1 pseudogene is annotated in these 253 nt (G+C 68.0%); it reads left to right on the top strand.

Features of this window, described 5'->3' with window-relative positions:
• Positions 1-66: 66 nt before the first annotated feature.
• Positions 67-253: pseudogene (locus ACNPM4_RS12655) on the top strand (hypothetical protein); the annotation flags it as partial.

Below are 253 nucleotides of genomic sequence, written 5' to 3'. Positions count from 1 at the left end.
CTACACCCTGATCAACCTCCTCGTCGACGTGCTCTACACGATCGTGGACCCCCGGATCGGAGCGAAATGACCATCCTGTCCTCCGACCGGCTCGCCGTCGCGAAGGAGCCGCGTCGTCGCGGATTCCGTCGCAGCCGCCGGTTCACACCGCGCACCTCGTTCTGGACGCCGGTGACGGTGATCTCCTTCGGCGTGATCGCCGCGTGGATCCTCGCAGCGCTCCTCGCCCCGGTCATCGCGCCGTACGACCCGC

This window comes from Microbacterium umsixpiens (assembly GCF_053543675.1).
The sequence above is the reverse complement of the archived record's forward strand: the minus strand, read 5'-3'. Positions and strand labels throughout refer to the sequence as shown.